This is a genomic window from Micromonospora sp. ANENR4 (genome assembly GCF_015354395.1).
Taxonomy (GTDB): Bacteria; Actinomycetota; Actinomycetes; order Mycobacteriales; family Micromonosporaceae; genus Micromonospora; species Micromonospora aurantiaca.
The window spans coordinates 19,428-43,638 of record NZ_JADKYQ010000011.1 but is presented as its reverse complement, the minus strand read 5'-3'; the positions used below and the strand labels follow the sequence as shown (position 1 = coordinate 43,638).

The 24,211-nt window shown below is 73.5% G+C and carries 30 protein-coding genes; 21 read left to right on the top strand and 9 right to left on the bottom strand.

Annotated features, from left to right (window positions below):
- Positions 1–10: 10 nt before the first annotated feature.
- The 7 genes from IRY44_RS20105 to IRY44_RS20080 all read left to right on the top strand — a co-directional run bounded on the left by IRY44_RS20105 (position 11) and on the right by IRY44_RS20080 (position 5,578).
- The gene (locus IRY44_RS20105; protein ID WP_194801836.1) at positions 11–1,060 is read left to right on the top strand and encodes a hypothetical protein; all 1,050 of its coding nucleotides are present in this window, start codon (positions 11–13) and stop codon (positions 1,058–1,060) included.
- Between the two features lie 79 nt (positions 1,061–1,139).
- Complete coding sequence (locus IRY44_RS20100) at positions 1,140–1,922, top strand: DUF2993 domain-containing protein (RefSeq protein WP_194801835.1); 783 nt, start codon at positions 1,140–1,142, stop codon at positions 1,920–1,922.
- Positions 1,923–2,017: 95 nt separating this feature from the next.
- The gene (locus IRY44_RS31330; RefSeq protein ID WP_310503780.1) at positions 2,018–2,095 is read left to right on the top strand and encodes an Ms5788A family Cys-rich leader peptide; all 78 of its coding nucleotides are present in this window, start codon (positions 2,018–2,020) and stop codon (positions 2,093–2,095) included.
- Between the two features lie 206 nt (positions 2,096–2,301).
- A complete protein-coding gene (locus IRY44_RS20095; RefSeq protein ID WP_194801834.1) occupies positions 2,302–3,150 on the top strand; it encodes a sulfurtransferase in 849 nt (282 codons plus the stop codon).
- On the top strand, positions 3,150–3,488 hold the full coding sequence (locus IRY44_RS20090; RefSeq protein ID WP_135242226.1) for a DUF1416 domain-containing protein: 339 nt from the start codon (positions 3,150–3,152) through the stop codon (positions 3,486–3,488). The genes IRY44_RS20095 and IRY44_RS20090 overlap by 1 nt, the downstream gene beginning before the upstream one ends.
- A gap of 130 nt (positions 3,489–3,618) precedes the next feature.
- Positions 3,619–4,671 (top strand): hypothetical protein, encoded by a 1,053-nt coding sequence (locus IRY44_RS20085; RefSeq protein ID WP_194801833.1) that lies wholly within the window; start codon positions 3,619–3,621, stop codon positions 4,669–4,671.
- Between the two features lie 55 nt (positions 4,672–4,726).
- Positions 4,727–5,578, top strand: a complete 852-nt coding sequence (locus IRY44_RS20080) for a hypothetical protein (protein WP_194801832.1) — start codon at positions 4,727–4,729, stop codon at positions 5,576–5,578.
- A 2-nt stretch (positions 5,579–5,580) separates the two neighbouring features.
- On the opposite strand, the gene IRY44_RS20075 is transcribed toward IRY44_RS20080, so the two are convergent.
- The 3 genes from IRY44_RS20075 to IRY44_RS20065 form a co-directional block, all read right to left on the bottom strand.
- A complete protein-coding gene (locus IRY44_RS20075) occupies positions 5,581–7,659 on the bottom strand; it encodes an amylo-alpha-1,6-glucosidase (RefSeq protein ID WP_194801831.1) in 2,079 nt (692 codons plus the stop codon).
- Complete coding sequence (locus IRY44_RS20070) at positions 7,656–8,045, bottom strand: SCP2 sterol-binding domain-containing protein (RefSeq protein ID WP_194801830.1); 390 nt, start codon at positions 8,043–8,045, stop codon at positions 7,656–7,658. Before IRY44_RS20070 ends, IRY44_RS20075 begins: the two co-directional genes overlap by 4 nt.
- A 73-nt stretch (positions 8,046–8,118) precedes the next feature.
- A complete protein-coding gene (locus IRY44_RS20065; RefSeq protein WP_135242222.1) occupies positions 8,119–8,481 on the bottom strand; it encodes a DsrE family protein in 363 nt (120 codons plus the stop codon).
- 23 nt (positions 8,482–8,504) lie between these two features.
- Between IRY44_RS20065 and mtfM the strand changes: the two genes are divergently transcribed.
- Positions 8,505–8,609, top strand: a complete 105-nt coding sequence (gene mtfM / locus IRY44_RS31175) for a small membrane protein MtfM (RefSeq protein WP_013288813.1) — start codon at positions 8,505–8,507, stop codon at positions 8,607–8,609.
- Positions 8,610–8,664: 55 nt separating this feature from the next.
- The gene (locus IRY44_RS20060; protein ID WP_194801829.1) at positions 8,665–9,255 is read left to right on the top strand and encodes an FABP family protein; all 591 of its coding nucleotides are present in this window, start codon (positions 8,665–8,667) and stop codon (positions 9,253–9,255) included.
- 84 nt (positions 9,256–9,339) lie between these two features.
- On the opposite strand, the gene IRY44_RS20055 is transcribed toward IRY44_RS20060, so the two are convergent.
- Entirely contained in the window at positions 9,340–10,203 is an 864-nt protein-coding gene (locus tag IRY44_RS20055; RefSeq protein WP_194801828.1) for an aminotransferase class IV, read from the bottom strand.
- Between the two features lie 92 nt (positions 10,204–10,295).
- Between IRY44_RS20055 and IRY44_RS20050 the strand changes: the two genes are divergently transcribed.
- From IRY44_RS20050 to IRY44_RS20035, 4 genes are all read left to right on the top strand, one after another.
- Positions 10,296–10,703 carry a Fur family transcriptional regulator gene (locus IRY44_RS20050; protein WP_194801998.1) on the top strand — a complete coding sequence of 136 codons (408 nt, stop codon included), beginning with the start codon at positions 10,296–10,298 and terminating at the stop codon, positions 10,701–10,703.
- Positions 10,700–11,809: a folate-binding protein YgfZ gene (locus tag IRY44_RS20045; protein ID WP_194801827.1), complete on the top strand. Its 1,110-nt coding sequence runs from the start codon at positions 10,700–10,702 to the stop codon at positions 11,807–11,809. Before IRY44_RS20050 ends, IRY44_RS20045 begins: the two co-directional genes overlap by 4 nt.
- A 112-nt stretch (positions 11,810–11,921) precedes the next feature.
- A complete protein-coding gene (locus IRY44_RS20040) occupies positions 11,922–12,764 on the top strand; it encodes a 3-keto-5-aminohexanoate cleavage protein (RefSeq protein WP_194801826.1) in 843 nt (280 codons plus the stop codon).
- 73 nt (positions 12,765–12,837) lie between these two features.
- Positions 12,838–13,818 (top strand): asparaginase, encoded by a 981-nt coding sequence (locus tag IRY44_RS20035; protein ID WP_194801997.1) that lies wholly within the window; start codon positions 12,838–12,840, stop codon positions 13,816–13,818.
- A gap of 111 nt (positions 13,819–13,929) precedes the next feature.
- Here the strand turns inward: IRY44_RS20035 and IRY44_RS20030 are convergent, their stop codons facing one another.
- A complete protein-coding gene (locus IRY44_RS20030; protein WP_194801825.1) occupies positions 13,930–14,727 on the bottom strand; it encodes an alpha/beta fold hydrolase in 798 nt (265 codons plus the stop codon).
- 113 nt (positions 14,728–14,840) lie between these two features.
- On the opposite strand from IRY44_RS20030, the gene IRY44_RS20025 reads away from it, so the two are divergent.
- From IRY44_RS20025 to IRY44_RS20005, 5 genes are all read left to right on the top strand, one after another.
- Positions 14,841–15,467 carry a helix-turn-helix domain-containing protein gene (locus IRY44_RS20025; RefSeq protein ID WP_194801824.1) on the top strand — a complete coding sequence of 209 codons (627 nt, stop codon included), beginning with the start codon at positions 14,841–14,843 and terminating at the stop codon, positions 15,465–15,467.
- On the top strand, positions 15,464–16,216 hold the full coding sequence (locus IRY44_RS20020) for a hypothetical protein (protein ID WP_194801823.1): 753 nt from the start codon (positions 15,464–15,466) through the stop codon (positions 16,214–16,216). Before IRY44_RS20025 ends, IRY44_RS20020 begins: the two co-directional genes overlap by 4 nt.
- A 71-nt stretch (positions 16,217–16,287) precedes the next feature.
- The gene (locus IRY44_RS20015; protein ID WP_013288803.1) at positions 16,288–16,602 is read left to right on the top strand and encodes a DUF2516 family protein; all 315 of its coding nucleotides are present in this window, start codon (positions 16,288–16,290) and stop codon (positions 16,600–16,602) included.
- Positions 16,599–17,486 carry an alpha/beta fold hydrolase gene (locus IRY44_RS20010; protein ID WP_194801822.1) on the top strand — a complete coding sequence of 296 codons (888 nt, stop codon included), beginning with the start codon at positions 16,599–16,601 and terminating at the stop codon, positions 17,484–17,486. Before IRY44_RS20015 ends, IRY44_RS20010 begins: the two co-directional genes overlap by 4 nt.
- 11 nt (positions 17,487–17,497) lie before the next feature.
- A complete protein-coding gene (locus IRY44_RS20005; RefSeq protein ID WP_194801821.1) occupies positions 17,498–18,235 on the top strand; it encodes an alanyl-tRNA editing protein in 738 nt (245 codons plus the stop codon).
- A gap of 5 nt (positions 18,236–18,240) precedes the next feature.
- On the opposite strand, the gene IRY44_RS20000 is transcribed toward IRY44_RS20005, so the two are convergent.
- On the bottom strand, positions 18,241–18,912 hold the full coding sequence (locus IRY44_RS20000) for a DNA polymerase beta superfamily protein (RefSeq protein WP_194801820.1): 672 nt from the start codon (positions 18,910–18,912) through the stop codon (positions 18,241–18,243).
- Positions 18,913–18,988: 76 nt separating this feature from the next.
- On the opposite strand from IRY44_RS20000, the gene IRY44_RS19995 reads away from it, so the two are divergent.
- Complete coding sequence (locus tag IRY44_RS19995) at positions 18,989–19,903, top strand: SDR family oxidoreductase (protein WP_194801819.1); 915 nt, start codon at positions 18,989–18,991, stop codon at positions 19,901–19,903.
- Here IRY44_RS19995 and IRY44_RS19990 read toward each other — a convergent pair.
- Entirely contained in the window at positions 19,894–20,886 is a 993-nt protein-coding gene (locus tag IRY44_RS19990) for a YafY family protein (protein ID WP_194801818.1), read from the bottom strand. The genes IRY44_RS19995 and IRY44_RS19990 overlap by 10 nt on opposite strands.
- Positions 20,887–20,926: 40 nt before the next feature.
- Here IRY44_RS19990 and IRY44_RS19985 point away from each other — a divergent pair, with 40 nt between their 5' ends.
- Positions 20,927–21,718 carry an EI24 domain-containing protein gene (locus IRY44_RS19985; RefSeq protein WP_194801817.1) on the top strand — a complete coding sequence of 264 codons (792 nt, stop codon included), beginning with the start codon at positions 20,927–20,929 and terminating at the stop codon, positions 21,716–21,718.
- 1 nt (position 21,719) lies between these two features.
- Entirely contained in the window at positions 21,720–22,238 is a 519-nt protein-coding gene (locus IRY44_RS19980) for an O-acetyl-ADP-ribose deacetylase (RefSeq protein WP_194801816.1), read from the top strand.
- On the opposite strand, the gene IRY44_RS19975 is transcribed toward IRY44_RS19980, so the two are convergent.
- Both IRY44_RS19975 and IRY44_RS19970 read right to left on the bottom strand, forming a co-directional pair.
- On the bottom strand, positions 22,231–23,136 hold the full coding sequence (locus tag IRY44_RS19975) for a GNAT family N-acetyltransferase (protein ID WP_194801815.1): 906 nt from the start codon (positions 23,134–23,136) through the stop codon (positions 22,231–22,233). The two genes, IRY44_RS19980 and IRY44_RS19975, sit on opposite strands and share 8 nt — an antisense overlap.
- A 61-nt stretch (positions 23,137–23,197) precedes the next feature.
- A complete protein-coding gene (locus IRY44_RS19970) occupies positions 23,198–24,205 on the bottom strand; it encodes a LacI family DNA-binding transcriptional regulator (RefSeq protein WP_194801814.1) in 1,008 nt (335 codons plus the stop codon).
- Between the last annotated feature and the right edge of the window lie 6 nt (positions 24,206–24,211).

Here is a 24,211-nt window from a genome sequence, read left to right as displayed (position 1 = left end):
CGATCGGGGCGTGTTTCCCTCCACCTCGCGCGACACCGGCCGTGACCCGTGGACCGACGAGCCGCCCACCGGCGCGTCGGCCCCCGCCCGTGGCTACCCGCCCGCCCCGCGCACCGGCCCCGCGGACGAGGAGGGCGACCGGCCGGAACGCAAGGGCCCGCGCCGGCTGCGTAAGGGTGGGCCCGGCCGGCGTCCCGATGACGAGTCGGACGAGGAACCCGAGGAGGAGGTGCCGCCGGTCCCGGTCCGCCGCCCGCTGGCGCTCACCGTGGCCGGCTTCGCCGCGCTGCTCGGCGTCGGCCTGGTGCTCGGCGCGCAGACCTCGGGCCCGGGGCACCGGCTGCCGTTCGCCGCGATCATCTTCGGTGTCCAGCTGCTGTTCGTGCTGGCGTGGACGATGGCCATGCGGCCGCCCGCGCTGCTCGTGGTCGCGCTCGTCAGCGCCGCGACGGCGGTGATCGCCGACGTCGCCGCCGTGCGGTCGGACATCGCCGGCCTGGCCCCGCTCGGCTACGCCGCCGCAGCCGGGTTCCTGCTCGCCGTGCTGGGGCAGCTCGTGCGGCGGGTGGACCGGGTCCGGGTGACCGACTCGCTCGGCGGCACCCTGCTCATCGTGGTCGGCGTGGTCTCCTTCGCCACGCTCGTCGTGCTCAGCCGGATCCCCAAGGGCACCCAGGCGATCACGGTCTGCCTCACCGCCGCCGGGGTGGCGTTGCTCGTCGCCCGGCTCACCGACGCGGTCGCGCCGTGGCCCCGGCTCGCCCCGCAGGTGCCACGCGGCGCGGCCGGCGTGGTCGTCGGCGCCATGCTCGGCACGCTCACCAGCGCCGTGCTCGGCAGTTACCTGGTCGGTTTCACCCCGACCAGCGCCGCCCTGGTCGGGGTGGTCAGCGCGGCCACCGCCGTCCTGGCCGACCTCGCCGTGGGGTACGCCGAGGCGGGCCGGCTGATGGCCGGTGAACCGCCGACGATGTGGGTGGCCCGGCACATGCAGGGGCCGCTGGGCGGGTTCGCGCTGGCCGCGCCCGCCGCGTACGCCATGTGCGTGCTGTTCCTGTGACGCGGTTGGGGAGGATTCGCCTCGGGTAAGTACGGTTGCGCCGCGAGGCGCGGTGACGGCGGCGAGGACGGGAGGCGGCGTGGCAGAGGCGTATCCGGCGGAGGGTCGACCCCGGCGACGGGGCCGGAAGGTGCTGATCGGCTTCCTCGTCCTGCTGCTGGTGCTGGCCGGGCTGCTCGTGGTCGCCGACCGGGTCGCCGCCGGAGTGGCCGAGCGCGCCATCGCCGACCAGGTCCGGCAGGAGATCGCCAAGCAGGACGCGCAGTCCGCCGCGCCGCAGGTCGAGGTGGGTGGCTTCCCGTTCCTCACCCAGGTGCTCGACGGCCGGTACGAGCGCATCTCGATCCAGCTCACCGACGTACGCGGTGACGTGCAGGGCGACGCCGTCGAGGTGCCGAAGCTGGACGTGGACGCGCGCAACGTGACCGCCTCGCTGGACACGCTGCGCTCCGGCCGGGGCGACGTGGTGGCCGAGAGCGTGGACGGGCGGGGCACCGTCACCTACGACAGCCTGGCCAAGCTGCTGGACCGTCCCGGGCTGACGCTGGGCGAGCGCAACGGCAAGCTCGCCGTCACCGCCCCGGTGGACGTCCTCGGCATCAAGCTCACCGTCAACGGCACCGCCGACGTCACGGTGGCCGGCAACAAGGTGGCGCTGCGCTTCAACGACCTCACCGCGGACGGCCTGCCGAACGTGCCGCTGGCGCGGGCCGCGCTGACCCGGTACGCGCAGGGCATCTCGATCGACGTGCCGCTGCCGGAGCTGCCGTTCCAGCTCAACCTGCGCAAGGTGGAGCCGAAGCCGGAGGGCCTGGTGGTCACGGCGGACGCGGCGAACGTGCCCATCAACTCCGCGGGCTGAGAGCCGCACGCGGCCGGTCCGGGGAGCGGGCCGGCCGTCCCGGATGCTGGTCGGCCTGGTGGCACCTGTCGCCTCGGCTGGTAATCTCCCTGCCCATGGGGACCCACCTCACCAAACGGCGCGCGGTCGACCTGTGCCGCGTGGCCACCTGCCTGTGTCGCCCCGTCATCTGACGGCGGGGCTGTCTCCGGCCGCCTGAACGGCGGCCACCAGGGTCCACGAACCTTTCCCGGTTCCCCCCTCCTCAACGCCCGGCAGCGGCGCCGTCGCACGTACCCGTGATCCGTTCCTAGCTCAGGGTCCGCGTGTGGTGCGACAACCATCGACATCGATCTCCACGCGCAGGCTCACCAAACCATCCTCACCAGGGAGTGATCTGATGAGTCGCGACACCGCACTCGTCTCGGCCGAGTGGGCCGAGAAGAACCTCGGCGCCCCGGGCGTCGTCTTCGTCGAGGTCGACGAGGACACCTCGGCCTACGACACCGGGCACATCGCCGGCGCCGTCAAGCTCGACTGGCGCACCGACCTGCAGGACCAGATCCGCCGGGACTTCGTCAACAAGACCCAGTTCGAGGCGCTGCTGTCCGACCGGGGCATCGCCAACGACGACACCGTGATCCTGTACGGCGGCAACAACAACTGGTTCGCCGCGTACGCGTACTGGTACTTCAAGCTCTACGGCCACGGCGACGTCAAGCTGCTCGACGGCGGCCGCAAGAAGTGGGAGCTGGACGCCCGTCCGCTCGTCACCGACGTGGTGGAGCGGCCGAAGACGCAGTACGTCGCGCAGGAACCGGACACCTCGATCCGCGCGTTCCGCGACGAGGTGGTCGACGCGATCGGCACCAAGAACCTGGTCGACGTGCGCAGCCCCGACGAGTACGCGGGCCGCCTGCTCGCCCCCGCCCACCTGCCGCAGGAGCAGGCGCAGCGGGCCGGCCACATCCCGACCGCGATCAGCGTCCCGTGGTCCAAGGCGGCCAACGAGGACGGCACGTTCAAGTCCGACGACGAGCTGCGCAAGATCTACGCCGACGCCGGGCTGGACGACGGCAAGGAGACGATCGCGTACTGCCGGATCGGCGAGCGCTCCTCGCACAGCTGGTTCGTGCTCCAGGAGCTGCTCGGGCACCGCAACGTGAAGAACTACGACGGTTCCTGGACCGAGTACGGCTCGCTCGTCGGCGTGCCGGTGGCGCTCGGCGACGAGCCGGGGGAGGCCTGATGACCGCCGCCTCCGCCGCCTCGACGGCTGCCGCCGGCTGCGCCGCGCCGGACCAGTCCGCCCCCCTCCCGGCGAGCCTGGACCTGGAGAAGGAGACCGTCATCACCGGCCGCGTGCTGGCCGAGTCCGGTGAGGTCGTGCCGGGCGCGTACGTGCGCCTGCTCGACTCGACAGGCGAGTTCACCGCCGAGGTGGTGACGTCGGCGGCCGGGCAGTTCCGGTTCTTCGCCGCGCCGGGCTCGTGGACGCTGCGGGCGCTGTCCCGCCACGGCAACGGCGACACCGCCGTTGCCGCGGCCCGCGGGATCAACGAGGTGACCGTCTCGGTCGCCGCCTGACCCACGCTGGAGATCGTGGCCCGCCACCCAACCCGGTGGCGGGCCACGAGCCGTTCCGGCGACTGTGCGCCTCGACAGTGGCTGGCAGGCTGGACGGCGGTGCGCCCCGGACGCGCCGGAGGGGGATCAGGTGCCCGACGACGCCGCTGCCCACGCCCGCCGCTATCTGATCGATTTCATCGACGGCAACCGGGGCGAGGAGATCGCCCGCGAACTCCAGCGCGCCGACGGGTCCAGCCGGTCGCGCCCGTTCGACGTTTCGGTGGCCAGCCTCGACACCGACCTGTCCTTCCTGACCAAGCGGGCCACGCTCGTCACGGCCAAGCTGGTCCTCTCCCAGCCGGGCGGCGAGCGCTGCTATCTGGCCCACCGGGAGATCTGCAAAAGGTGCGGCAAGGATCCGGATCACTGCGACCCGCGCTGCCGGTACGAGGACATCCGGATCGACGAGCTCTACGCCGAATGCGACGACCTGGACCGCCTCGGCGCGTACCTGCGGGACTGCGCGCCGCTGCTGGAGCTGGGTCAGCTCGTCTACTTCCCGCAGACCTTCCGCCGCAGCCACCTGGAGTCGCGCGCGCCGGACGCCCAGTCCACCTCCTCGCTGTTCGACACATCGGGCCGGATCGAGCTGGGCGACAACCCGGACCGCACGCTCGACCTGATCGTCAAAGGGCACCGGGTCGTCGACGTGCCGAGCGGGGATCCGGTGAAGGCTCGACTGGTCACCCCGCTGCTCCAGCTCGATCTGCCGATGCTGGAGGGCACCTCGCTGCGGGACTACTGCGCCATCCTGACCCAGGAGAGCGACGCGCTCGCCGCGACCCAGGCGTACCTGCGGGGCCGGATGCTGGAGGTCGACACCGATCCGGATCGGGCGCTGGTGCAGCTCGCGAAGCTCGACGCGGAGATCCAGGAGGGGGTGCGGGCGGCCCGGGCCGAGGTCGCCCGGGTGTCCCGGCGCTCGGCCGTACAGGCCGCCGGCGCGGCGGTGGCGACGGTCGCGGCGACCCTGGTGGCGGTCGAGGGCACGCATCTGGCCCCGGTACTCGGCATGCTGGGCGCGGGCGGCTTCTTCTCCGCTGTGCTCGCCGCCGACCAGTACGCCGACCGTCGCGGCGAGCTGCGGCAGCGTCCCTTCTACCTGCTGTGGCTGCTGTCCCGCCGGTCGGTGCCGGTCTGAGCGAGGGTGCCGAGGCGCGGCCGGGCGCCTCGCGGACACGTGACACCATTGCCGGGTGACTGCCGTCGAGACGGGTTACGCCCCGCCCACCCCGCCCGGCCGGCCCGGCCCCGGTGGCCGACGCCGGCTGCGCTGGCTGGCGGTCGCCACCGTGGCGTGGGCCGTGCTGCTCGCCGGTCTGACCTGGTGGTCGGTACGCACCGACGCGCCGACGGTCAAGGAGCAGCGCTCGCTGGACCAGGCCGGCCCGGTGGTGGACCGCGCGATCGGTGAACTGACCGCCGCGGCCGGCACCGCCGGCGTACCGGCGCTCCTGCCCGACCGCCTGGAGCGCGGCTGCCGGATCACGCCGATGGACGACGGCGCGACGCTGGAGCGCGGCGTCGAGGTGGCGATCGGCGGCGGCGACGTCCGCGAGGTGCTGCGCGGCATCGCCGACCGGCTGCCGCCGGGCTGGCGGGCCGGCGTGTCGACGCTCGACGGTGAGCCGCTGCTGCGCGCCGACGCGGGCGAGTTCGTCACGGTCGAGGGCCGGGCCGGTGGCCCGGGCCGGGTGCTGCTCACCGCCGACACCGGCTGCCGCCCGGCGGGCTCCGGCTACCTGGCCCCGTCCGCCGACGCCGACGCCGAGTCGGCCGTGCTGGCGTCGGCGCTGGGCCGCTGGGGCGGCGCGACCGGGCCGGTCCAGGTGCTGGCCGCGCCCTGCCCGGGTGGCGGGACCGTCCGCACGGCCCGGTCCGAGGCCGCAGTGCCGGCCGACCGGTCGCTGTCCGCCGCGTTCGGCGCCGGCGCCGCGCCGGTGGTGGACTCGGCCGACGCGTACGCACGCCCGGGCGACCCGGCGGTGCTGGCGCTGCGGGCCGGTGAGCGGGTCCGGGTCGCCGTCACCGCGTCCTGCCCTGCCTGACGTCAGCCGCCGGGCAGGGTCAGCGCCGGGGGCGACGGCTGTTCGGAGTGCGGCTCCCGGCTGCGGCCCAGCGCGTCCACCCGCCCCCAGCGGCCCGGGATGTCGAGCAGTTCCACCCGGCCCATGCCGGGCGGTACGGCCGGGTCGATGATCAGGTGCTCGCCCTGCGGTTCCAGTCCCAGGATCACTCGGAGCACCAGCAGCGGCGTGCCGGCGGACCACGCCTGCGGGCTGCACGCGGTGGGGTACTCCACCGGATAGTCGGTGAGGGCGCGTTCGTAGCCGGCGAACACCTCGGGCAGCCGCCCGTCGAAGTAGTGCGAAGCGCTGAGCAGGGCGTCGCAGATCCGGCCGGCCTCCTGCCGGAAGCCGTACCGCCACAGGCCCCAGGCGATGATCGAGTTGTCGAACGGCCACACCGTGCCGACGTGGTAGCCGACCGGGTTGTACCGGCCCTGGTCGTCGGCGAGCGTGCGTACGCCCCACCCGGAGAACAGGCGCGGGCCGAGCAGGTGGGCGGCGACCGCCGGGGCCCGTTCCTCGTCGACGATGCCGCTCCACAGCAGGTGGCCGATGTTGGAGGTGAGCGCGTCCACCTGCCGGCCCAGCGGGTCGAGCGCCAACGCGTAGTACTCCCGGTCCGGGATCCAGAAGTCGCGGTTGAACCGTTCCTTCAGCGCCGCCGCCTCGTGCTCCAGCCGGTCGGCGTACGTCGGGTCGTTCCAGTGGGTGCGGGCCAGACGGGCGCCGCGCAGCTTCGCGTCGTACGCGTACCCCTGAAGTTCGCACGTGGCTCGGGGGAACTCGGGCATCCGCCCGTCGGCGTAGGAGATGGCGTCCGGCGAGTCCTTCCAGCACTGGTTCGGCAGCCCGGTCTCCGGATTGCGGGACATGTACCAGACGTAGCCGGTGCCGAGCAGGTCGCCGTACGTGTCCAGCCAGGTCAGCGCCGCCCGCGTCTCGTGTTCCAGCTTGCGCACCAGGTCGGCGTCACCGGTCCACCGCTCGTACTCGTCGAGCAGGATCACGAACAGCGCCGTGGTGTCGGCGGCGCCGTAGTACGGCGAGTGCGGCTGCTCCTCGAACCCGGCGCTCTCGCCGTAGCGCAGCTCGTGCAGGATCTTGCCGGGTTCCTCGTCCCGGAAGTCGTCGACCCGGCTGCCCTGAAGGCCGGCGAGCATGACGATCGTGGGCTTGACCAGCTCGGGCAGGAACGGCAGCACCTGGAGCGAGGTGAAGATGCTGTCCCGGCCGAACAGCGTCATGAACCAGGGCAGGCCGGCGGCGAGCAGCCGGACGCCGAGCGTGATCGACTCGTACCGGAGAGCGGCCAGGTCGTTGAGGCTGCGCCGATAAGCTCCGGCCAGCGGCTCGCAGTCGCAGCCCAGCTTCGGCGCGCGGCTGATCAGGGCGCTCTGTTCCGCCTCGATCTCGACCGCCGTGCGCTGGCCGCCCAGCGGCAGGATGGCCCGGACGTCCTCGCCCCGTGCCCCGTAGATGACCGTGTCGACGTGCAACCGGGTGGTCCACTCGCCGTGCGGGCCGACCCGCACCCGGAACGTCATCCCGCTCTCGTCGACCTCGGCCGGCGCGCTGCTGGTCACCAGCGTCTCGCGGTGGAACGCCGCCCGGCGGTAGGTCAGCCGCAGGCCGTTCCTCTCCACCGTGGGCGTGGTGTGTCCCTCCTTGCCCCGCTGATTCTTGATCTCCAGCAGGTCGGCGAAGTCGGAGCCGATGTCCAGCCGGAGGTGGAACTCCATCTCCTGCTCGGAGTGGTTGAGCACTGTCAGTTCCTCGTCCAGGCCGCCGCCGATCGCGCGGCTGCGGATCACCGAGACCTTCGCGTCCAGGTAGTGCGTCGGCTCGCCGGGGACCAGGAAGAACCGCGTCTTGTACGACAGCGAGTCGTCGATGGAGAGCGCGTGCAGAGGTTCCCCGTCGAGGGTGAGGATCCAGGTGGACAGGAACCGGGTGTCGAAGGAGAACAACCCGGTGGGGAAGTCGTACGACGGCTGGATGTTGCCGCGATCGTCGCTGACCAGGAATGTGTTGCCGTCGAGGATGCTGACCCGGTCTTTCACACCAGCCGCCGGACGTGGTCGCGGGCGGCGTCCCGCGGATCCCGTACGTCGGGCCGGGTCGGCAGGAACCGGCGGAACGCCAGGAACAGCACGACGTGCCCGCTGAACGTGGCCTCGTTGCGCAGCACCGCGGCCATGCCGGCCTCCCGGCCGGTGACCAGTTTCTCGAACAGATCGGTGGAGAGGGTGAGCACGGCGTCGGCCTGCCCCTGCTCCTCCCGGCTCACCTGGGCCGATCCGGGTGCCAGTCGCACGTACCAGTGTTCGGTACGGTTGCCGTCGGCCAGGTCGATCTGGAGCGTGCCGCCGATCGGGCTGTTCAGCACCGATGCGGCGCGCGCCGGTAGCGACGCGAAGAACTGTTGGATCGCCTCACTCACGTTCACATGGTAGGCGTAATCCGGACATGTCGGGCCAGGATCGGCTCACCGGTCAGAGTGGACGACCCGGGCGGGCCGCTCAGTAGACGAGCGCCTGCGCGCCCTCGGCCATCGCCTCCTCGACGAACACCGCGGCGCCCGCGATGCGTACGCCGGGGATGACGTCGCCCGGTCCGATGTCCCGCCGGGCCGCGCACTGGGTGCACGCGGTCACCCGGCCCGTGGTCAGGACCACGTGCAGCAGTTCACCGAGCGGCGCCGAGTGCGGCAGCTCGAACGTCTCCGCCCGCCCGGGCAGTGCGAACCAGGTGGATTCACCGGTGAGCCAGAGCGACACGTCCACCCCGGCTGCGGCTGCGGTGGAGGCGACTGTGAACGCCTGGGCGCAGCGTTCCGGTGAGTCCGCGCCGGCGGTGGCCTTGACGACGAGAGTGCGCGCCATGACGCCAGCATAGGATGGTCCGGATGGTTACCGAGATCGGGTTCGTCAGCCTGCTGGTCGCCGGCCTGGGCGCGCTCGCCGGTGGCCTGGTCTATGTCGCAGTGCGAATCGCTAGAGGTAAATGGTGAGCGCGAGGAGAGAGCCGGTTTTGCGAGCCCCGCAGTCGCGAACGAAGGTGGCGCTGTGAATAGTGAGAATCCGCTTCAGTCGCCGTGGTTGAACGCGCCGCCGGTCGAGGAGTACCCGTACGAGGAGAGCCACGACCTGCGCGTCGGCCCGAAGCTGCACCCGAGCCTGGACGGCCTGCTGCCGTACATCGGGGTGTGGCGCGGCCGGGGCCGGGGTGGGTTCCCGACGATCGAGGACTTCGACTACGCGCAGGAGATCCGGATCAGCCACGACGGCAGGCCGTTCCTGTTCTACGAGTCGCGGGCGTGGATCCTCGACGAGCAGAGCCGTCCGGTCCGTCCCGCCGGTCGTGAGGTGGGCTGGTGGCGTCCGGTGCTCGACGGTGAGCGGGTGACGGACGAGCTGGAGGCGCTGATGACCACGCCGACCGGCGTGATGGAGCTGCACATCGGCAAGCGCAAGGGCACTCAGATCGAGTTCGCCACCGACGCCGTCGTGCGTACCGCCACGGCGAAGGAGGTCACCGCCGGAGCCCGGCTGTTCGGCATCGTCGAGGGCGCCCTGCTCTACGCGCAGGAGATGGCCGCGGTGGGTCAGCCCCTGAGCCCGCACCTCTCCGCCCGCCTCACCCGCGTAGCCGGCTGACCCCGCCCCTGACCCCTCCCCTGCGTGTGATCGCGTCGATCATGAGGTTGGCGGCGACAAATCGGACAACGAACGCCGCCAACTTCATGATCCACCGAGTGGGGGACGGGGGAAGTTCAGGAGAGATTGCAGCCTCGGGGTCAGGGGGGAACCCGGGCGAGGGGTTCCGTCCAGGGACGTGACCTCCACCGGGCCGCGCAGCGAGCTGGTCAGCCAGATCGCCTCGGCCTCGTGCAGGTCGGCCGCCGTGGGCAGGTGCTCGGCCGGGGTCAGGCCCAGCTCGGCCGCCCGGCTCAGCAGGTGGTGGGCGGTCACGCCGGGCAGCACGCCGGTCTCCGCCGCCGGGACCGTGCAGAGCGTGCCGCCGCGCAGCCACACCACGTTCGCGGTGGGGCCCTCCAGCACGTAGCCGTCGGTCGAGACCCAGAGCACGTCGTCCACGCCGGTCCGCTGCGCCCAGCGCCGGGCGGCGGTGCTGAGCGCGTACGAGGTGGACTTCACACCGCTGGGCAGCCACCCCAGCTCAGGGCGGGACCGGGCGGCCACCCCGAGCGGCAGCGTGGCCACAGTCACCCCGGTGCGCCGGGCCGCCCGGGCGGACTCCGGCACCTCGCCCAGCGTGGCGTACACCGTGGGCGGCCCGCCGCCCTCCGGTCCCCGCGTGCAGACCAGCCGCAACGCGCCCTCGGTCCAGGCGGGCCAGCCGGCGCGCACCTCGTCCAGCAGCTCGACGAGTGCGGCATCGGGGGGCAGTGGCAGGTCGATCGCCGCCGCGCCGGCCCGCAGCCGGGCCAGGTGCGGCTCCAGCAGCCAGGGGCGGCCGTCGCGCAGGTGCAGCGTCTCGAACAGGCCGTCGCCGTGCAGGACACCCCGGTCGTCGCCGCGCAGTACCGGCGCACCCGCCGGTACGAGTCCCCGGCCGAGCACCGCCACCCGTGTCGTACCCATTGGCGCAGCGTAGTGGCGTACCCCCGGCGGCGGGCCGGCCCGCGCGGCGGCCGAACTATGATCGAAGGGTGTCCGAATCCTCCCTCGCGGAAATGCTCCGCTCGCGCGGGCTGCGGCTGACGGCGCAGCGGCAGCTGGTGCTCCAGGCCGTCCTGGATCTGGGGCACGCCACCCCGGAGCAGGTGCACACCGCGGTCCGTGAGGTGGCGGCCGGCGTCAACATCACCACCATCTACCGCACTCTCGAGCTACTGGAACGGCTCGGCCTGGTCACGCACACGCACCTGTCGCACGGCTCGCCGACCTACCACGCGGCCGGCGAGCACCAGCACGTGCACCTGGTGTGCCGGGAGTGCGGGGCGATCGACGAGATCGCCCCGGAGATGCTCCGCCCGCTCGCCGACCAGCTGGCCGAGCAGCGCGGCTTCCAGGTCGACATCGGGCACGTCGCGCTCTTCGGGGTCTGCGGCCGCTGCGCACAGGACGGGGAACGCACATGATCGACATCGCGGGCGCGGTGACCACCGACGCCATCGACGACCAGACCCGGGACCAGCCGGAACCGGCCCACCGGGCGGCGGGCGTCGGCCCGGTGGCCGCCCACTACGGCGACCCGATGCGCGAGCAGCGGCTCCTGGCCACCGGTGTGGGCCTGGTCGACCGCTCCCACCGGGGCGTGGTCGCGGTCCCCGGCGAGGAACGGATCAGCTGGCTGCACACGCTCACCAGCCAGCACCTGGCCGCGCTGGCCCCCTGGCAGGGCACCGAGCTGCTGGTGCTCTCCCCGCACGGGCACGTCGAGCAGCACGCGATGGTCGCCGACGACGGCGAGACCACCTGGCTGGACACCGAGCCGGGGATGACCGAGGGCCTGCTGTCATACCTGGAGAAGATGCGGTTCTTCAGCAGGGTCGACCCGCGCGACGCCACCGCCGACCACGCGCTGCTGTCGCTGGTCGGGCCGGAGGCGCAGGGCGCGCTCGACACGCTCGGCGTGACCGGGCTGGCCGCGCCCGACGTCGCAGCGGTGCCGGGTCCGAAGTTCCGTTCCGGCGAGCTACCCGCGCGGCCCTCCGTGGTGTACGACGTCAAGCCGCTCCCGGTCGGCGGCTGGGCCCGGCGGGTGGCGCTCGGCGTCGACCTGCTCGTGCCCCGGGCCGCTATGGACGCGGTGGTGGCCGAGCTGCGCGGTGCCGGGGTGCCGGTGGCCGGGCTGTGGGCGTACGAGGCGATCCGGGTGGCCGCCAAGCGGGCCCGGGCCGGGGTGGACACCGACCACCGGACCATCCCGGCCGAGGTGGACCTGATCGCCCCGGCCGTGCACCTGGACAAGGGCTGCTACCGGGGGCAGGAGACGGTCGCCCGGGTGCACAACCTCGGCAAGCCGCCCCGCCGGCTCGTCCTGCTGCACCTGGACGGCGTGGCGAGCGACCAGCCGCCGGTCGCCGGTACGCCGGTGACGCTCGACGGCCGGACGGTCGGCTTCGTGGGCACCGCCGTGCAGCACTTCGAGCTGGGTCAGGTGGCGCTCGCCGTGCTGAAGCGCAACACGCCCGACGACGCTCGCCTGCTCGTCGGCGAGAGCGCCGCCGCCATCGACGGGTAAGGAAGGGCCCCTTCGTAACGCCCTCGGTGACGGAAGGATCCCTTCATGACGCCGCTCGCACCGGAAATTCTGCGGTCGACCCGGTGCCGGGTGCCGGTCTAGGATCCGGGGCATGACGACAGGGACGTTGATCACGGTTGCCCCCACCGGCGCGGAGTCGGCGAAGGCGGAGGTGCCGGCGCTGCCGGTGACGCTCGACGAGCTGCTGCTGACCGCCAAGGAGTGCGAGGCGCTCGGCGCCGCCGTGATCCACGTCCACATCCGCGACGACGACGCGCGGCCCACGCTCGACCAGGGGCGGCTGCGCGACACGGTGACGGCGCTGCGGGAGAGCACCGACCTGATCGTGCAGCTCTCCTCCGGCGGCGCGGTGACAGACCCGGAGTCGGCCCGGCTGGCGGTGCTCGACGCCGCGCCGGACATGGCCTCCTGCACCATGGGCACCGTCAACTTCGGCGACGACGTGTTCCTCAACCGGTGGGAGTTCATCGTCGACCTGCACACCCGGATGCAGGAGCGGGGCGTCGTCCCCGAGTACGAGATCTTCGACCTGGGCCACCTCACCGCCCTGCAGCGGCTGCTCGGCAAGTACGGCCTGCCGCACGGCGGGCACGTGCACGTCGACTTCGTGATGGGCGTGCCGGGTGGCATGCCCGGCACCACGGCGACCCTTGTGGCGGCCCAGCAGATGCTCCGCGACCTGCCCGAGGGCACCACGTTCTCGGCCACCGGCATCGGGCGCAGCACCATCCCGGTGATGCTGGCCTCGCTGTCGACCGGTGGTCACCTGCGGGTCGGCATGGAGGACACGGTCACGTACGCCAAGGGCCGCCCGGTGGAGTCCAACATGCAGCTCGTCGCGCGGGCGGTGGGCTTCGCCCAGCTCGCCCAGCGGCCTCCGCTGACCACCGCCGAGGCCCGTACGCTGCTCGGCCTCCCGGCTACCGTCCGGTAAGCGGCGCACCCGGCTCCGGCCCCGTACCGCCCCGGTCGACGTCGCAGGTCACCCCGCCGCCGACCGGGTCCGTCTGCTCGGTACCGTCCATACCGTGGGAAAAACGTACGAGGGCGGCGTGCCGCTCGCCGAGGTGGTCCGGTCCGGCTTCGTGGAGGGCGTCCACCGGGGTTCCGTGGTGGTGCTCGACGCCGCCGGTGAGCCGGTCGCCGGGGCCGGTGACGTCACCTCGCCGATCTTCCCCCGCTCGTCGAGCAAGCCGATGCAGGCGATCGGCATGCTGCGGGCCGGCCTGCCGTTCACCGATCCGGCCGACATCGCGCTCGTCGCGGCCAGCCACGCCGGCGAGGAGTTCCACGTCGAGCGGGTGACCGCGCTGCTGCGCGACGCCGGCCTGACCGAGGAGGCGTTGCACTGCCCGCCGGACCTGCCGTTCGGCGAGGCCGCCCGGGAGGCGGTGCTGCGGGCCGGCGGCGGTCCGGCCCGGGTGCTGATGAACTGCTCCGGCAAGCACGCCGGCATGGTGCGTACCTGCCTGGCGGCGGGCTGGCCGCTGGACGGCTACTGGCAGCCGGAGCACCCGCTCCAGCAGTGCCTGACCGCGACGATCGAGGAGTTCGCCGGTGAGCGGGCGGCGGCGGTCGGGGTGGACGGCTGCGGCGCGCCGGTGCTCGCCGTCTCGCTGACCGGGCTGGCGCGGGCGTTCCTGCGGCTGGTCGAGGCTGAGCCGGGCACCGTCGAGCGGACGGTGGCGGACGCGATGCGGACGTACCCGGAGTTGGTAGGCGGCACCCAGGCGGAGGACACCCGGCTGATGCGGGGCGTACCCGGTCTGCTCGCCAAGATCGGTGCGGAGGGTGTGATCGCGGCGGCGATCCCGGAGGTCGGCGCCGTGGCTCTGAAGATCGACGACGGCGCCGCGAGGGGCCGCACGCCCGTCCTGGTGTCCGCCCTGGCCCGCCTGGACGTGCGCGCCCCCGTTCTGACCGAGTACGCCGAGTCACCCCTGCTGGGCGGCGGCCTCCCGGTAGGAGCCATCCGCCCTCTCTGGTAACCCGCCCCCGCCCTCCACCCCGGCGATCTTGCACTTGCTGCCCCGGCAAATCGCTCATCCCGGGGCACACCGAGGGCCGCAAGTGCAAGATCAACAGGGCAAAGGGGGAGGTCAGGGGAGAAAGGGCAGGAGGGCGGCGTTGGTCTCGGTGGGGCGCTCCAGGGGGAGCAGGTGGGCCGCGTCGGGGACGTCCGGCATACGTACGCCCTGGGGGGCCTCGTCGGCGATGCGGTCGGCCAGGCGGCGGATGTCGGCCAGGTCGTCGGCGCCGGTGCCGACCAGCACCGGTACGTGCAGCTCGCCCAGCCGGTCGATGGCCGGCGGGTCCAGCTCGCCCACCTCGATCGCGCTCAGCGCCTGCTCGGCGGCGAGCGCGCGGCGGTCCATCTCCTCGGCGAACCGGATGAGCTCCGGGTCGACGTCCTCCGGGCGGCGGGTCGGGCCGACCACCCAGAACCGCACCTCGCCGGCGGCGGTGGCGGCGAAGTCCTCCGGGTCCACGTCGCCGACCAGTTCCTCCCAGAGCTGCTCGGTCTCCTCGGACCACTCGTTGCCGGAGACCGGGGCGCCGAAGAGTGCCAGCGCCGAGACCCGCTCCGGGTGGGCGAGCGCGGTGTCCACCGCGACCCGGCCGCCGAACGAGCAGCCGACGAGAGCGGCCCGCTCGATCCCCAGCGCGTCGAGCAGCCCGACCACGTCGTCGTGGTGGGCGAACGGCGCGGGCGGCAGCTCCGACTCGCCGTAGCCGCGCAGGTCCAGCGCGATCACCCGGTGCCGCTGCGCGAGCGCCGGGATCTGCCCGCGCCACATCCGCCGGTCGGCGATGCCGGCGTGCAGCAGCACCACGGCGGTGCCGGTGCCGCTCTCGTCGTACGCGAGCCGGGCACCGTTGATATCGATCTTGGTCACGGGGGAGAACGGTACGGACCGGACATGGCCTCCGCAACCCGCCTGTGGTGACCCTGCTAACTCTGGCTAGCGTTTTGCTTGCAGGAGTTAGCGGACCGAGCTAGCGTTGAGTCATGGCCACCAGCAAGGACCTTCCCGATGTCGGCGGGTTCATTCGCGACCTGCGGCGCAACGCGAAGATCTCACTGCGCCAGCTCGCCGAGCAGGCGGGCGTCAGCAATCCCTACCTGAGCCAGATCGAGCGCGGGCTGCGCAAGCCGAGTGCCGAGGTGCTCCAGCAGCTCGCCAGCGCGCTTCGTGTCTCCACCCCGGCGATGTACCTGCGTGCCGGGCTGCTGGACGACAAGGAGGGCCAGGGCGTGCTCGCGGCGATCGCCGTCGACCCCGAGCTGACCATGGCCCAGAAGCAGTCGCTCACCCAGATCTACGAGACGTTCCGGCGCGAGAACGCCCGCCTGGCCGAGGCGACCGAGGCGGCCACGACGGCGGAGACGGCCGGCGCGACCGAGCCGGCCGCCGCGCCGCAGGCCCCGGCGACGGTGGCGGCGGCCGCGACCGGTCCGGTCACGCCGGAGGGCACGCCGACCGAGGCGGTCCTCGAATCGGTGGCCGTCACCGAAGCGGGTGCCGCGCCCGCCCCGACCACCGCGCCCGCCCCGACCACCGCCGCCCCGCAGGACACGACCGCCCGCCGGGCGGCCCGGAAGGCCGCCGGTGCGGCCGAAGAGGAGCAGTCATGACCACCCAGCCGAAGACCAACCGCATCCCCGCACCCCTCTACGCCGCCGCCGGCGCCGGCGAGCTGGCCCTGGAGCAGCTGCGCAAGCTGCCCACCGTGGTCAGCGGCCTCGGCACCCGGGTCGTGACCGACCTCGGCGGCAAGGCCGTCGTCACCGGCTTCGAGCTGCGCCAGAAGGCCACCGAGACGCTGAAGACCGCCAACCAGACCGCCACCGGGCTGCGCGAGCGCGCCGTCGCCACCGACCTCGACCAGCTGCGCGAGGCCGCCAACCTGGAGAAGCTCCGCGAGGCGGCGACCCTGGACAAGCTCCGCGAGGCCGCCACCCGCAACGCCGCCGTCGTGGTGGCCGGGGCGCACGCCGCGCAGGAGCGCGCGCTTGCCGCGTACGCCGAGCTGGTCGCCCGCGGTGAGCGCGTCGTCGGCGCCGGCGTGCTGGAGGCCGCCGACACGGTGAACGCCGACATCGAGGCCACCGCGGCGACCGGCACCGAGGTCGCCCCGAAGACCGAGATCACCGCGAAGCCGGAGACCGCGCCGAAGGCCGCCGCGACGACCGAGGTGCCCACCCCGGCCGAGGTGGCCGAGGCGGTGGCCGCCAAGCCGGCCGCGGTGAAGCGCACCCGCGCCACCAAGGCGACCGCGACCAAGGCCGCCGCCAAGACGACCGCCACCAAGGCGACCAAGCCGGCCACCCCGTCGGCGAAGCTGCCGAAGGCCACGAAGCGGACCCGCCCGGCCGCCGAGTGACCTGATGCTCCACCGGACCCCGGACAACGTCTTGTCGGACGTTTCCGGGGTCTCGGCATAAGCTTGCCCCCATGGCCATCGCCGCGCCGATCTTCGCGTTCGCAGTCCAAGACGTGATCCAGCTGATCCTGCTCGTCTTCGCCCTGGTCGTACAGGGAGTGGCGCTGGTGCACGCGGTCACCCAGCGCGGCGACGGTTTCGCCGCGCTCGGCACGCTGCCCAAGGGCGGTTGGGTCGCCATTCTGGCGGTCTGCCTGCTGCTGACCCTGCTCGGCTTCGGCCCGATCAGCCTGTTCGGACTGATCGGCATCGCGGCCGGTCTGATCTACCTGCTCGACGTGCGGCCCGGCCTGCGGGATCTGCACGACGGCCGAGGGTCCTGGTGAGAGGTTTCCGCTGGCCCCCGCCGCCGGACGGCGGTCCCCGCACCTGGGGGCCCGGCCCCGGCGCGCCCCGGACCGGGCGGCCCGCGCTGCCCGAGCCGGAGACGGAGCTGGTCGCCACCCCGCACGGGGTGAGCCTGGAACGACTGGTCACCGGCACCGGTGACCCGGTCACCGTGTTCGCGCACGGGCTGGGCAGCGGCATCGCCACCACGCGCCCGTTCGGCAGCGGCGTCGCCGGGCGGCGCATCTTCTTCCAGTTCCGCGGGCACGGGCGCTCCGACTCCCCGCCCGGGCGGTGGAGCTACCTGGACCTCGCCCGTGACCTGCGCGCGATGGCGGACCTGAGCGGCGCGACCCGGGCGTTCGGTGCCAGCCTCGGCGCGGGCGCGCTCTGCCGGCTGCTCGCGGAGAGCCCGGAACGCTTCGAGAGGCTCGTCTTCTTCCTGCCCGCCGTGCTGGACACACCGCGCGGCGAGGTGGCCCGCGCCCGGCTCACCGGCCTGCTCGACGCGGTGGCCGAGGGCGACGCCTCGGCACTGGCCGACGCGGTGTCGCTGGAACTGCCGCCGTCGGTGCGCAACACCCCGGCCGGGTGGGCGTACCTGCGGCAGCGGCTCGATCAACTGCTGCGCGACGGGCTCGCGCCGGGGCTGGCCGACCTGCCCGCCCAGGCCCCGCTCGACGACGCCGGGTCGCTCGCCGCGGTCACCGCGCCGGCCCTGGTCATCGCCGCCGCCGAGGACGACCTGCATCCGGTCGCCGTGGCCGAGCGGCTCGCCGCCGCGCTGCCGAACGCCACACTGCACGTGTACGACCGCCCCGGCGTCCTCTGGACCGAGCGCGCCGACCTGCGGGAGCGCGTCTCGGAGTTCCTGAACGGGTAACGTCGGCCACCATGGGCGTCACACACCACGGCCGTACGCACCGGCTCGACCTCGCCGACCCGACCCTGCGCGAGTGGACCTGCCGGGTGCTGGAGGCCGATTCCGAGCAGGGCATCGTGCTGGACCGGTCCGCGTTCTACCCCGGTGGCGGCGGGCAGCCGCCGGATCACGGGGTGCTGCTCTGGCAGGGCGTACAGACCCGGATCGTCGGCACCCGCAAGGGCGACGACCTGTGGCTGATCCCGGCCGAGGGTGATCCGGTGCCGCCGGTCGGCACCGAGGTGGCCGGCGCGGTGGAGGACGCCCGCCGGACCATGCTGATGCGTACCCACTCCGGCCTGCACGTGCTCTGCGGCGTGGTGTTCCGCGACTTCGGCGCGCTCGTCACCGGCGGCAACATGGAGCCGGGCGAGGCGCGGATGGACTTCAACCTCCCCGAGGTGCCGCCGGACTTCAAGGCCCGCATCGAGGAACTGGTGAACGCCGAGGTGGCCGCCGACCGGTCGGTGGCGGTGCGGGTGCTGCCGCGCGCCGAGGCGCTCGCCCTGCCGGACATCATCCGTACCCAGTCGAACCTGATCCCGCCGGAGGAGCAGGAGGTGCGGATCGTCGACATCGTCGGGCTGGACGTGCAGGCAGACGGCGGCACGCACGTCGCCTCCACCGCCCAGATCGGCAAGGTCCAGGTGGTCAAGGTGGAGAGCAAGGGGCGGGCCAACCGCCGGGTACGCGTACGCCTGGCGGACTGACCCGCTCAGCGCGGCAGGTACGCCGCCCGGACGGCGAGCAGCCAGCGTTCCACCGTCTCCTCGTCCGGGCGCTCCGGCAGCGGTGAGCGGATCCGGCCGAACTCCGCCTCGGCGGCCGCCACCAGGGCCTGCGCCTCGTCCAGCGCGCCACCGGCGACCCGTTCGCCGAACGTGCGGAACCACTCCGGATCGGCGAGGCGGATCTCCAGCACGCCTGTCGCGTACAGCGTCCGGCCCTGGTGCAGCAGCCGGGCCAGGTGCCGGGCGTGCTTCGCCGAGCGCCGCCGGCCGCCGCTGTCCGCCGAGCGGGTGGCGAGCTTGCGGAACTGCTGCGAGGCGTACCCGAGGTAGGCGGCGCGGACCCGGGGCGCGCTGAGGAACGCCGAGCGGATCGCGATCAGCTCCTCACCGAACCCGGTACGGGTCTCGTAGCAGTCCTCGGGCAGCCACATCAGCTCGGTGGCGGTCGGGTTGCCGCTCAGCGCCAGCAGCGCGTACTTCCGGGCCTCGTGCAGCGTGACGTCCGGATCGGTGGTGACCACCGACTCGCGCGGCGCGCGCAGGCCGTGGAACGCCACTGTGGGCGCGGCGAACACGCCGATCCGGTCGGTGTCCGAGCCGGGACCGGCCAGCCCGTACGCGACCGAGCCGACGATCCCGGACAGCAGCAGGTGCATACCGGTGATGATCGCTTATCCGATTCGTTCGGGAAACCGGACTTCCGCTGTCAGGTATCGCTGACACGGTGATCCCATGAACTCACCACTGACCGGAACTGTCGCGCTCGTCGCGGGCGCGACCCGGGGCGCCGGCCGGCAGATCGCCGTGCAGCTCGGCGCCGCCGGGGCCACCGTCTACGCCACCGGCCGCACCACCCGCGAGCGCCGCTCCGAGATGGACCGGCCGGAGACCATCGAGGAGACCGCCGAGCTGGTCACCGCCGCCGGTGGCACCGGGATCGCCGTCGCTGTCGACCACCTCGACCCCGAGCAGGTACGCGCCCTGGTCGGGCGGATCGACGCCGAACAGGGCCGCCTCGACGTGCTGGTGAACGACGTCTGGGGTGCGGACCCGCTGATCACCTGGGAGAAGCCGGTCTGGGAGCAGCCGCTCGACGCCGGTTTCCGCACGCTGCGGCTCGCTGTCGACACGCACATCATCACCAGCCACTTCGCGCTGCCGCTGCTGATCCGCAACCCGGGCGGGCTGGTCGTCGAGGTCGGCGACGGCACCAAGGAGCACAACGACAGGGAGTACCGCCTGTCGGTCTTCTACGACCTGGCGAAGGTGTCGGTGAACCGGCTCGGCTTCAGCCAGGCGCACGAGCTGGCCCCGCACGGCTGCACCGCCGTCGCGCTCACGCCGGGCTGGCTGCGCTCGGAGGCGATGCTCGAACACTACGGCGTCACCGAGGCCACCTGGCGCGACGCCGCGACTACCGAGCCGCACTTCGTCATGTCGGAGACGCCGGCGTTCGTCGGGCGCGCGGTCGCCGCACTGGCCGCCGACCCGGACCGGGCCCGCTGGAACGGGCAGTCGCTGGACAGCGGCGGCCTGGCCCAGGTGTACGGCTTCACCGACGTCGACGGCAGCCGCCCGCACTGGGCCCGCTACTACGAGGAGGTGGTCAAGCCGGGCAAGCCGGCCGACCCGGACGGCTACCGCTGACCGTCGGACGGCGGATCGGTGTAGAGCGCCGCCGCGCGGCGGGTCGCCTCGGCGAAGCGTGCCCGCAGGCGCGGCGGCGCCAGCACCTCCACCTCCGGGCCGAGCGCCAGCAACTGGCCGTACGCGACGTCGACCGACTCGACGGGCAGCCGCAGCACCAGCCGGCCCTGCTCGTCCGGCGGCCCGGCCGCGTCCACCGCCTCGGTGTAGACGAACGGTGCGTCCACCAGGTGCCGCAGCGCCCGCAACCCGGCCGGGCCCAGGCGCACCGTCACCCGCTCCCGCAGCAGCTCGCGCAGGAACGCGCCGGCCTGCTCCCGCCAGTACGCGCCGAGGTCGAAGTCCTCGTCCCGCTCGAAGCCGTCGGCGCTCACCTCGACCGCCACCACCCGGTCCACCCGGTACGTCCGCCAGCCGTCACCGACCCGGCCGACCAGGTACCAGACCCCGTTCTTCAGCACCAGCCCGTACGGCGCAACCGTGCGGGTCACCTCCCGGTCCCCGCGCCGGTAGCGCAGCTCCACCATCAGGTCCCGCCAGACCGCCCGGGCCAGCTCGGCGAGCGTCGGCGGCGCCGGGGTCTCCCGGAACCAGCCGGGCACGTCCAGGTGGAACCGCTGCCCGGTACGAGCCGGCGCGTCCCGCAGGCTCGGCGGCAGCGCGGCCAGCACCTTCAGCTCGGCGGCGGCCACCGAGTCGGCAAGTCCCATGTCCCCTGCGGGTCCGGGCAACCCGGCCAGGAAGAGCGCCTCGGCCTCGTCCCGGCTCAACCCGGTCAGCCGGGTCCGGTAGCCGCCCAGCAGCCGGTAGCCGCCGGCCCGGCCCCGGTCCGCGTACACCGGGACACCGGCGGCGGAGAGCGCCAGCACGTCCCGGTAGACGGTCCGCTCGGACACCTCCAGCTCGCGTGCCAGCTCGGCGGCGGTCATCGTCTCCCGGGACTGGAGCAGCAGCACAAGCGAGATCAGCCGGGACGCACGCACCGGCCCATTGTGGTGCACCGGCCCACTAGGCTGTGCCGTCGTGAACGCCTCCCGTACGATCGCGCCGGTCACCGGCGCGGCCACCCGCTTCCTCGGCGGCGCCGGGCTGCTGCTGCGCGGCTTCGGCATGTACGTCCGCAGCCCGAAACTGATGCTGCTCGGCGTGATCCCGGCGCTGATCACCGGCGCGCTCTACGTGGCCCTGTTCGCCACGCTGCTCTACTTCGTCGACGACCTGGCGGGCTGGCTCACCCCGTTCGCCGACGACTGGTCGTCGCCCTGGCGCGGGCTGCTGCGGGTCGCCGCCGGGCTGGCGGTGGTCGGGGTCGCCGGGCTGGTCGGCGTGCTCACGTTCACCGCCGTCACGCTCGTCATCGGTGACCCGTTCTACGAGGCGATCTCGGAGCGGGTCGAGGACCGCCTCGGCGGCACCCCCGGCGCGGTGGACGTGCCGCTCTGGTCCTCGCTGCGGCGCAGCGTCGCCGACTCGTTGCGCCTGGTGGCGCTGTCCGCGCTGATCGGCGTACCCCTGTTCGCGGCCGGTTTCATCCCGGTGGTGGGACAGACGGTGGTCCCGGTGGTCGGCGCCCTGGTGGGTGGCTGGTTCCTGGCGCTGGAGCTGGTCGGCGCGCCGTTCTACCGGCGCGGGATGCGGCTGCCGGACCGGCGGGCGCGGCTGCGGGCCGACCGCCCAACCGCGCTCGGTTTCGGGGTGGCGGTCTTCCTGTGCTTCCTGATCCCGCTCGGCGCGGTGCTGGTCATGCCGGCCGCCGTCGCCGGGGCCGCGCTGCTGGCCCGCCGCTCGCTGGGCCAGCCCGTCGAGGAGAGCTGAGATGGACACCGTCCTGATCGAGGGGGACATCACCGCGCAGCAGGTCGACGCGATAGTCAACGCCGCGAACTCGTCGCTGCTCGGCGGCGGGGGAGTCGACGGCGCGATCCACGCCCGGGGCGGGCCGGCGATCCTGGAGGAGTGCGAGGCGCTGCGCGCCTCCCGCTACCCGCGCGGGCTGCCCACCGGCCAGGCCGTCGCCACCACCGCCGGCAACCTGCCGGCCCGCTGGGTGGTGCACACGGTCGGGCCGGTCTTCTCGCCGCGCGAGGACCGCTCGGCGCTGCTGCGCGACTGCTACGCCAACAGCCTGCGCATCGCCGACGGGCTGGGCGCGACACGGGTCGCGTTCCCGCTGATCTCCGCCGGGATCTACGGCTGGCCGGTCGAGGACGCGGTGGCGCAGGCGCTCACCGTGCTGCACGCGGCCACCCCGGCGCACGTCACCGAGGCCCGGCTGGTGCTGTTCGGCGCCGACACGTACGCGACGGCGGTGCGGGTGGCCGCCGGGCTCACATGAGTTTGCGCCGGCACGACCACTGGCTGTCCACCGCCCGGTAGCCGAGCCGCTCGTTCACCGCCAGCATCGGCGCGTTCGCCTCGTCGTTCGAGGTGTACGCGGTCCGTACCCCGCGAGCGGCGGCGGCGTGCAGCGCGGCCTGCTTGGTCAGCCGGGCCAGCCCGCGTCCCCGGTACGCGGGCAGCGTGCCGGTGAAGTCCGACCACATCCGGTCGCCGTCCCGCTTGACCAGGCTCAGCGCGACCAGTTCCCCGTCCACCTCGGCGAGCGTGCTCGCCTCCCGGTCCAGCCCCGGGTTGTCCCAGCACTCGTGCCGCCACAGGTCGAAGCCGAGCGCGTCCGTCGGCACGTCCCCCGGCTCGTCCCGGGACGACTCGGCGTCGACCCGGTGCACCTGGCGCGGGTCGAGCCCGGCGGCGGACACCAGCCGTACGCCCGGCGGCGGCTGCGGCATCGGCGGGGCGGTGGTCAGGTCCAGCGCCGAGTAGCGCAACTCCCGGCTGGCGGTGAAGCCGTGCCGCTGCGCGAACGGCAGCGACTCGGTGCGCGCGTGGGTGAGCACCCGGGTGGTCCCGAGCGTCCGCAGGTGACCGAGCGCGGTGTCGAACAGCGCGGTGCCGGCGCCTTGGCGGCGGTGCTCCGGATGCACGTGCAGCAGGGCGATCTCGCCCACGCCCGGTGTCGAGGTCTGCGTGTTGCGGTACGCCGACACCCAGCCGACGATCTGCCCGTCCGCCTCGGCGACCCAGCCGGCCCAGTCCTCGCCGGGCGGTGGTTCGGCGATCATGCGGCGGGTCGACTCGACTCCGCGCACCAGATAGGGAAAGACGAGCGCGCGCAACGCCACCACGGCGGGCGCGTCGTCGGGGCGGGCGGGACGGATCTCGGCTCCACTCATCCGGCGGACCCTAGCCCCGCCGCCGCCCGCCCGCGACCGGATAATCAGCGCGACCGGATGATCACGCGGACTCGCGCAGCACCAGCTCCGTCGGCAGCACCAGCGCCTGCTCGACCTGCTCGCCCGCGGCGATGCGCAGCAGTTGCCGGGTCATCGACCGGCCCAGCTCCACTATCGGCTGCCGCACCGTGGTCAGCGGCGGCTCGGTGTACGCGGCCGTCTCGATGTCGTCGAACCCGATCACCGCCACGTCCTCGGGCACCCGCCGCCCGGCCTCCCGCAGCGACCGCAGGGCGGCGTGCGCCATCAGGTCGGAGGCGGCGAACACGGCGTCCAGTTCCGGGTCGGCGGCGAGCAGCTCGCGCATCGCGGCGGTGCCGGACTCCCGGGTGAAGTCGCCGTACGCGACCAGCTCCGGCAGCCCGGCGTCGGTGATCGCGCTGCGGTAGCCGATCAGCCGCTCGATCCCGGCGACCATGTCCTGCGGCCCGGCGATGGTGGCGATCCGCCGCCGCCCGTTTGCGATCAGGTGCTGGACGGCTGTGCTCACGCCGCCCTCGTGGTCGACGTCCACGTACGGCACGTCGGCGCCGTCGAGTGGCCGCCCGCTGCACACCACCGGGATGCCGAGGCGGGCGAGCCGGCCGGGCAGCGGGTCCTCGCCGTGCAGCGAGGCGAACAGCACCCCGTCGACGTGCCGCCCGGTGGTGTACCGCTCGACCCGTTCGTGCCCGGCCGGCGAACCGGCGAGCATCAGCACGAGCTGCTTGTCCGCCGCCTCCAGCTCCTGTGCCGCGCCCCGGATGATGCCCGGGAACACCTGGTCGTCGGAGAACACCCGGGTGGCCGCCTCGGGCAGCACCAGCGCCACCGAGTCGGTCCGCTGGGTGACCAGGCTGCGGGCGGCGAGGTTCGGGACGTACCCGAGTTCCTCGACCGCCCGGCGTACCGCCTGCCGGATCGGCTCGGCGACTGTGGTCGAGCCGTTCACCACCCGGGAGACGGTGGCCCGGGACACGCCGGCCAGCCGGGCCACCGCCTCCAGGGTCGGTCGCTGTGCCGTCGTCATCCCCGT